The sequence below is a fragment of the Kitasatospora sp. NPDC001683 genome (assembly GCF_053596495.1).
Genome location: NZ_JBSFGK010000175.1, coordinates 1 through 8382, shown reverse-complemented (window position 1 = coordinate 8382; position 8382 = coordinate 1). Strand labels below are relative to the sequence as shown.

5 protein-coding genes and 1 tRNA gene are annotated in these 8382 nt (G+C 72.5%); 3 read left to right on the top strand and 3 right to left on the bottom strand.

The genetic code is table 11. The features are described from left to right. Nucleotides 1-124: 124 nt before the first annotated feature. Complete coding sequence (locus tag ACWCYO_RS39570) at nt 125-1111, top strand: LysR family transcriptional regulator (protein ID WP_449786920.1); 987 nt, start codon at nt 125-127, stop codon at nt 1109-1111. Nucleotides 1112-1129: 18 nt separating this feature from the next. Here ACWCYO_RS39570 and ACWCYO_RS39565 read toward each other — a convergent pair whose 3' ends face one another. The 3 genes from ACWCYO_RS39565 to ACWCYO_RS39555 all read right to left on the bottom strand — a co-directional run bounded on the left by ACWCYO_RS39565 (nt 1130) and on the right by ACWCYO_RS39555 (nt 3971). Further along, entirely contained in the window at nt 1130-2338 is a 1209-nt protein-coding gene (locus tag ACWCYO_RS39565) for a serine hydrolase domain-containing protein (RefSeq protein ID WP_449786919.1), read from the bottom strand. Nucleotides 2339-2436: 98 nt separating this feature from the next. Further along, entirely contained in the window at nt 2437-3456 is a 1020-nt protein-coding gene (locus ACWCYO_RS39560) for a hypothetical protein (protein WP_449786918.1), read from the bottom strand. Beyond that, the gene (locus tag ACWCYO_RS39555; protein ID WP_449786917.1) at nt 3453-3971 is read right to left on the bottom strand and encodes a SigE family RNA polymerase sigma factor; all 519 of its coding nucleotides are present in this window, start codon (nt 3969-3971) and stop codon (nt 3453-3455) included. Before ACWCYO_RS39555 ends, ACWCYO_RS39560 begins: the two co-directional genes overlap by 4 nt. 155 nt (nt 3972-4126) lie before the next feature. On the opposite strand from ACWCYO_RS39555, the gene hrpA reads away from it, so the two are divergent. After that, a complete protein-coding gene (gene hrpA / locus ACWCYO_RS39550; RefSeq protein ID WP_449786916.1) occupies nt 4127-8107 on the top strand; it encodes an ATP-dependent RNA helicase HrpA in 3981 nt (1326 codons plus the stop codon). A 130-nt stretch (nt 8108-8237) separates the two neighbouring features. Continuing rightward, nucleotides 8238-8311: transfer RNA gene (locus ACWCYO_RS39545), tRNA-Asp, on the top strand. Nucleotides 8312-8382: the final 71 nt, after the last annotated feature.

Sequence of the window (8382 nt, the reverse complement as noted above, 5' to 3'; positions counted from 1 at the left end):
CCCACAGAGTCGGCAGTCGGAAAATCATCCAGCCCCCGGAGCGGCCACCCCCGGAACCGCCCCGGCCACCCACCCTCCCGAGAGCCCCCCACCCCCAAACACCACCCCCCGCTAGGGTTCCCGAGTGGATCTGGATCTGGGGCAGGTGCGGGCCTTCGTGGTCACCGCTGAGGAGTTGCACTTCGGCCGGGCCGCCGCCCGCCTGGGAATCAGTCAGCAGGGGTTGTCGAAGCGGGTGGCCCGCCTGGAGGCGGCCCTCGGGGTGCGCCTGCTGGAGCGGGACGCGCGCGGAGTGGGCCTGACCGGGGCGGGGGAGCGGTTCCTGGAGCCGGCGCGGCGGGTGCTGGTACAGGGGGAGCGGGCGGTGGCGGCGGCACGGGAGACCGAGCGGCCGTTGCGGATCGACGTCTGGGGGCACCTGTACGCGCCGATGCGGACACTCGCGCAGGCGGTGGACGCGGCGCCCGGGCTGGAGGTGGAGCCGGTGCCGGGGCGGGACCTGCCGTCGGTGGCAGCGGCGCTGCTGCGCGGGGAGTCGGATGCCGGGTTCGGCCGGGTGCACGCCCTGCCGGACGGCGCCGACGCCGGTCTGACGCACCGACTGGTCCGGCTGGAGCCGGTGGACGCGCTGCTGAGCGTCAATCATCCGCTGGCCGGCCGGGACGCCCTGAGCCCGGCCGAGCTGCGCGGCAGTGTGCTGCGCTATCCGGCGGCGGTGGACCGGCTGGACTTCCTGACCCGCTTCGCGACCCGGTTCGGCATCACCGGCCGGGTCGGCTCGACCAATCTGGGCCTGGAGCACTTCGTCGACCAGGTCGCCGCCGATCCGAGTTGCTTCTCCCTCGTCCCGGCCGACAGCCCACTGCCGGACCGCCCGGGCGTGCGCACCGTCCCGCTGACCGACCCGACCCCGCTGTACGCCTGGTCGCTGCTCTGGCGGATCGACCGGAACGTGGAACAGGACGGCCAACTGGACTGCCTACTAAGGGCGTTCACCGCCGAGGCGGCCCGCAGCCGGTGGCTGGAGTACGACCCGGCCCGGGACTGGCTCCCGGACGCCGACGAAGCCGCACTCCAGCCACGAACCGACGAAGCCGCACTCCAGCCATGAACCGACGAGGCCGCGAAGTCACCCCGCCACGGCCTGGTACGCCAGCACCTCGAAGTCCCGCACCACGGCCGGCGGCGTGGCGCTCTCGAACATCCGCTGGGTGAGCAGGACCCCGGTCAGCCGCTCGGCCGGGTCGTTGAACCACGCCGTGCCGAGGCCGCCCTCCCAGCCGTAGCGGCCGGGTGAGGCGAGCCCGGAGCGGGCGGTGGCGACGGAGACTCCGAAGCCCCAGCCGTCAAGCTCACTCCGTCCCAACATCGGCTTCGCATAGGTGAGTTGGACTTCCGAGAGATGGTTGGTGGTCATCAGCCGGACGGCCGGACGGGACAGGATCCGGACACCGTCGGTGCCCTCTCCCTCGGCCAGCAGCATCCTGGCGAAGGCGAGGTAGTCGTCCAGCGTCGAGACCAGGTCCCCGCCGCCGTCGTCGAAGCGGGCCGGCCGGCCCCAGGCGCTGCCGGCCGGCTCGTCGTAAGGGACGAGCCGCCCGCCGGCCCGGTCGAGCACGTACTCCACCGGGAGCCGGTGCAGTTGGTCGGCGGGGACGGTGAAGCCGGTGTCCCGCATGCCGAGGGGCTCGAGGACGCGTTCGCGCAGCACCTCGCCGAGCGGCCGGCCGCAGGCGCGGGCGAGCAGGACGCCCAGGACGGCGGAGCCGGTGTGGTAGTGCCACCCCGCGCCGGGCTGGTGCAGCAGTGGCAACTCGCCGAGGCGGCGCAGGTATTCGTCGGGTTCGGGGTAGCCGGAGCGCGGCGGCCGGACGTCGACGCCGAGCTCGGCCGTCGCCCGGACGATCGGCGCGGACGGCGGGAGCATCGCGAGGCCGTGGCCGAGCCCGAAGGTGAGCAGGTCGCGCAGGGTGATCGGCCGGACGGCGGGTTCGGTGTCATCGAGCTCGCCGTCCGGTCGGCGCAGTACCCGCCGGTCGGCCAGCTCGGGCAGCAGTTCGTCGACCGGGTCGTCCAGCCGCAGCACGCACTCCTCGACCAGGGTGAGCGCGGCGACCGCGGTGACCGGTTTGGCCATGGAGGCGATCCGGAACAGGGAGTCCCGCCGCATCGGGGCGGTGCCGGCCGCGTCCTGGCTGCCGAGCACCTCGACGTGGAGGTCGCCGTCCCGCACGACGGCGGCCACCAGCCCGGGCACCCCGCCCCGCTCGACGTGCCCGGACAGCACGTCGTGCAGCCGCCCCAGCCGGTCCTTCGAGAGCCCCGTCGCGCCGTTCATCGGCCACCGCCTTCCGCATGGTTGACGTCACGTCACATCCGGCGTCCACTGTGCCGCACGACACTGACGAATCGGCGGCGGCAAACAGCGGCGCCGGCTCACCACCAGGTGCTCTGGCTCCGCAGCACCGACCCGTCCGCGGCGTAGGAGGTGGCGGTGTTGTCGGTGGAGCCCAGCCCGCGGACGACGGCGTACCAGTGGACCGGGGAGTCCCCGAGCGCGACCGGGACCGCCTCGACGGAGCCGCCGGTCTTCCAGCTGACCACGACCCTGGCGACCTCCGGCCCGACCGGGACGACCACCATGTCCGGGCGGCTCGCCTTCCCGGTCACCCGGTTGAGCATCACGCCCTTGATGGGGCCCGGGTCGTCCTTCACCGTCCCGCCCGGGGCGGTGGTCGCCTCCACGAAGTCGCCGGGCTGCCGCTTGCCATCCGCGATCAGGTAGACGTCGACCCGGTCGGCCTGCGGGTCCCAGACCGGGTTGCCGCTCTGCGCGGGGTCGCCCGGCAGCGTCGGGTCGGCGGCGCGCCGCTCCGTCCAGATCAGCTCACCCTGCTTGCGGCCGTCCGCCGCGGTCGGGGCCGCCGGCCACAGCGCGGCCCAGACCTCCATGGCGTGGCCGTTGACGGCGCCCTCGCCGACCTTCGCCCGGATCGGGGTGAACGGGTCCCGCGCGGTCCCGGCCGAAGCGGACGAGGCGGCCGAAGCCGTAGGGCCGGCCACCGCCGTCGGCACACCCGAGGCCCCCGCCGTCGGCACACCCGAGGCCCCCGCCGTCGGCGTCCCCGGCCCCGCCGCCGGCCCCGAGCCCGACGATCTGCCCGAAGCGATCGCCGCCGCCGAGGAAACGGCCGCCACCGAGGCCCCGCCGGCCTCCCGCCCGTAGCCGCCGACCGCCGTCCCCGCCCCGGCCACGGCCACCACCAGCACGGCCGCCGCGCCACCGGTCAGCAGCCGTCGGCGCCGCAGCCGACGCCGGCCCCCGGCCAGCAGCCGGTCGTACGGAACGGCGCCGATCTCGAGGCTCTCGGCCACGTCGCTCAGCCCGTACGACGCCGCGGCCTCGGCTCCGGCCAGGTCACCGGCCAGGTCACCGGCCAGGTCCTCGTTGCTCATCTTCCGCCTCCGATGGTCGTCAGCCCGCTGAGTGAGGAGGTCTCCCGCAGCTTGGCCAGCCCCCTGGCCGCCTGGCTCTTCACCGTGCCGACCGAGCAGCCCATGGCCGCCGCGGTCTGGGACTCGCTGAGGTCCTCCCAGTACCGCAGCACCACGGCCTCGCGCTGGCGGGGCGGCAGCGCGGCGAGCGCGGCGAGCAGCACGGCCCGGTCGTCCGGGTCGGGCCCGGTCGGGGCGGGCCGGTCGGGGAAGACCTCGACCAGGTACTCGGCCGGTCTGCGCCGGAACCGCCGGGCGTGCTCGTTGATCAGGATCCGGCGCACGTAGGCGTTCGGGTCGTCCGCGGCACGGACCTTGTTCCAGTGGACGTAGGCCCGTTCCAGGGCCTGCTGGACCAGGTCCTCGGCGCCGTGGCGGTCCCCCGCCAGCAGGTACGCCGTCCGCAGCAGCCGTGACCACGCGCTGCCGGCGAACGCCCGGAACTCGTCGTCCCGGGCGGTCTTCTGGGCTCCCATGAGCACCTCCTCGAACCCCCAGAGCCCGGAACCGCGGCCGACCGTTGCCCGGCGTTCGCGGCTCGCCGTTCGCGATTCCGCGCCGGCGGCTGTGACACTGGAGGGGCTCGAAAACCGAGGTGCGCTCCGCCGTGCCTCCTTGCGAACCTAGAGGGATGCCCGCAGTGAGTTCTCCCGCAGTCCAGTCCGCCCCCGCACCCACCGAGGGTCCCGGAATCGGTGAGCTGGCCGCCCGCCTGCCCGAGCTGACCCTGCGCGACGAGGTCCGGATCGGGCGTCGGCTGGAGGGGGCCCGCCGGGTCCGCAAGCCCGAGGCCCGGCAGAAGATCGCCGCCGAGATCGCCGCCGACATCGACCGCGCCGAGCTGCTGGTCGAGCAGCGCCGGGGCGCGGTGCCGAAGATCACGTACCCGGCCGAGCTCCCGGTCAGCCAGAAGAAGGACGACATCCTGGAGGCGATCCGGGAGCACCAGGTGGTGATCGTCGCGGGTGAGACCGGCTCCGGCAAGACCACCCAGATCCCGAAGATCTGCCTGGAGCTGGGCCGTGGCGTGCGCGGGCTGGTCGGCCACACCCAGCCGCGCCGGATCGCCGCCCGCACGGTGGCGGAGCGCGTAGCCGAGGAGCTGGACACCCCGCTGGGCGAGGCGGTCGGCTGGAAGGTCCGGTTCACCGACCAGGTCGGCCAGGACACCCTGGTCAAGCTGATGACGGACGGCATCCTGCTCGCGGAGATCCAGACCGACCGCGATCTGCGCCAGTACGACACCCTGATCATCGACGAGGCGCACGAGCGCAGCCTCAACATCGACTTCCTGCTCGGCTACCTCAAGCAGCTGCTCCCCCGCCGCCCCGACCTCAAGGTCGTGATCACCTCCGCGACCATCGACCCGGAGCGCTTCTCCCGGCACTTCGGCGACGCCCCGATCATCGAGGTCTCCGGCCGGACGTACCCGGTCGAGGTCCGCTACCGCCCGGTGATCGACGACGCCGAGGACGACGCCGACGAGGCGGACCGCGACCGGGACCAGATCCAGGCGATCTGCGACGCCGCCCAGGAGCTGCAGGACGAGGGCCCGGGCGACATCCTGGTCTTCCTCTCCGGCGAGCGCGAGATCCGCGACACCGCCGACGCCCTCAACAAGCTGAAACTGAGGAACACCGAGGTCCTCCCGCTCTACGCCCGGCTCAGCTCGGCCGAGCAGCACCGGGTGTTCCAGCGCTCCAACCTGCGCCGGATCGTGCTGGCCACCAACGTGGCCGAGACCTCGCTGACCGTCCCCGGCATCAAGTACGTGATCGACCCGGGCACCGCCCGGATCTCCCGTTACAGCCACCGCACCAAGGTGCAGCGGCTGCCGATCGAGGCGATCAGCCAGGCCAGCGCCAACCAGCGCAAGGGCCGCTGCGGCCGCACCTCGGACGGCATCTGCATCCGGCTGTACTCGGAGGAGGACTTCCTCTCCCGCCCCGAGTTCACCGACGCCGAGATCCTGCGCACCAACCTGGCCTCGGTGATCCTGCAGATGACCGCGGCCGGCCTGGGCGACATCTCCGCCTTCCCGTTCCTGGACCCGCCGGACTCGCGCAACATCAAGGACGGCGTCCACCTGCTGCACGAGCTGGGCGCGCTGGACCCGGACGAGAAGGACCCGCGCAAGCGCCTGACGGCGCTCGGCCGCAAGCTCGCCCAGCTCCCGGTGGACCCGCGGATGGCCCGCATGGTGCTGGAGGCGGACCGCAACGGCTGCGTGCGCGACGTCATGGTGATCGCCGCCGCGCTGTCCATCCAGGACCCGCGCGAGCGCCCCGCCGAGAAGCGCCAGGCCGCCGACGAACGGCACCGCCGGTTCTCCTCGGAGACCTCCGACTTCCTCTCCTACCTGGCGATGTGGCGCTACGTCCGGGAGCAGCAGAAGGAGCTCTCCTCCTCGGCGTTCCGCCGGATGTGCAAGTCCGAGTTCCTCAACTACCTGCGGATACGGGAGTGGCAGGACGTCTACACCCAGCTGCGCACCGTCGCCAAGCAGTTGGGCGTGACCATCGAGGAGCCGCACCCCGACGCCGAACCGGACGCCGACCGGATCCACCAGTCGCTGCTGGCCGGGCTGCTCTCCCACATCGGACTGTTCGACGTGGAGAAGCGCGAGTACGGCGGCGCCCGCGGCGCCCGGTTCGCGGTCTTCCCCGGCTCCGGCCTGTTCAAGAAGCCGCCGCGCTGGGTGATGTCGGCCGAGCTGGTGGAGACCTCCCGGCTGTGGGCCCGGATCAACGCGAAGATCGAGCCCGAATGGGTCGAGCCGCTGGCCGGGCACCTGATCAAGCGCAGCTACAGCGAGCCGCACTGGGAGAAGAAGGCCGGCGCCGTGCTGGCGTACGAGAAGGTGACCCTCTACGGGATGCCGATCGTCGCCCAGCGCAAGGTCAACTACGGCCGGATCGACCCGGAGCTCTGCCGCGAGCTGTTCATCCGCAACGCCCTGGTCGAGGGCGACTGGGAGACCCACCACAGGTTCTTCGCGGAGAACCGCAAGCTGCTCGGCGAGGTCGAGGAGCTGGAGAACCGGGCCCGCCGCCGGGACATCCTGGTGGACGACCAGACCCTGTTCGACTTCTACGACGCCCGGCTGCCCGAGGAGATCGTCTCCACCCGGCACTTCGACTCCTGGTGGAAGAAGGCCCGGCACGAGCAGCCGGACCTGCTGAACTTCGAGAAGTCGATGCTGATCAACGACGCCGCGGACGGCGTCACCGAGGCCGACTACCCGGACCACTGGCAGCAGGGCAAGCTGCGCTTCAAGCTGACCTACCAGTTCGAGCCGGGCAGCGACGCGGACGGCGTGACCGTGCACATCCCGCTGCCGGTGCTCAACCAGGTCACCGCGGAGGGCTTCGACTGGCAGATCCCCGGTCTGCGGGAGGAGCTGGTCACCGCGTACATCAAGTCGCTGCCCAAGGCGATCCGGCGCAACTTCGTGCCGGCCCCGGACTTCGCCAAGGCGGCACTGCGCCAGCTGAAGGACCGCCAGGAGCCGTTGCTGCCGTCCCTGGAGCACGCCCTGAAGCGCCTGACGGCCGTCACCGTGCCGCCGGAGGCCTGGGACGACGAGCGGGTGCCCGAGCACCTCAAGGTGACCTTCCGGGTGGTGGACGGGCGGCGCAAGCTCGCCGAGTCCAAGGACCTGGAGGAGCTGCGGCTGCGGCTCAAGCCCAAGCTCAAGGAGACGCTCTCCTCGGCGGCCTCCGGCCGGGGCATCGAACAGGGCGGGCTGACCGCCTGGCCGGCCGGGCTGCCGGTGCTCCAGCGCACCTTCGAGCAGCGCTCGCGCGGCCACTCGCTGCGCGCCTACCCGGCGCTGGTGGACGAGGGCGGGTCGGTCGGCGTGAAGCTGTTCGACACCCCGGAGGCGCAGGCGCAGGCGATGTGGGAGGGAACGCGCCGGCTGCTGATGCTGACCACCACCTCCCCGGCCAAGTCGATCCAGGGCCGGCTGGGCAACCAGGCGAAGCTGGCGCTCTCGCACAGCCCGCACGGTTCGATCAACGCCCTGTTCGAGGACGTCGTCTCGGCCGCGACGGACCGGCTGATGGCCCTGGCCGGCGGCCCGGCCTGGGACGAGGCGGCCTTCGGCAAGCTGCACGACAAGGTACGGGCGGACCTGTACGACCTGTCCGCGGACACCACGCTGAAGACGGCCACCGCGCTGATCGCCTTCCACAAGGCCTCGACCCGGCTGAAGTCGGTGAGCAGCCCGGTGCTGCTGAACGCGGTGAACGACGTCCGGCTGCACCTGGCCTCGCTGGTGCACCCGGGCTTCGTGACGGCCACCGGCTGGCAGCGGCTGCCCGACCTCAAGCGCTACCTGCTGGCGGTGGACCGCCGACTGGAGGCGCTGCCCGACCACCCGCAGCGGGACGCCCAGCAGCTGCTGAAGGTCCAGCAGGTGCAGCAGGCGTACGGGGAGCTGCTGGCGGCGGTGCCGGCCGGGCGGCAGCCGTCCGACGAGGTGCGGGCGATCCGCTGGATGATCGAGGAGCTGCGGGTCAGCTTCTTCGCCCAGGGGCTGGGCACGCCGAGCCCGGTCTCGGAGAAGCGGATCATGAAGGCGATGGAGTCGGCCCGGGCGGCGCTGTGACCCGGGCGGCGCCCTGAGCTGCGGGTGCGCGGCGGGCCCTCAGGAGCCAGTTCGACCTGGGGGCCCACCATGGGCTACGATCTGTCTTGTTCGCAGCGCGGCAAGCGAGTGAACGAGATCAGAAAACTCTGGTCCCGTGGAGCAGTTGGTTAGCTCGCCACCCTGTCAAGGTGGAGGTCGCGGGTTCAAGTCCCGTCGGGATCGCCGCAGTGCGAGAGGCCCGGAACCGTCAGGTTCCGGGCCGCACGCGTTTTGCCGTCCGCCAAGTAACCCCG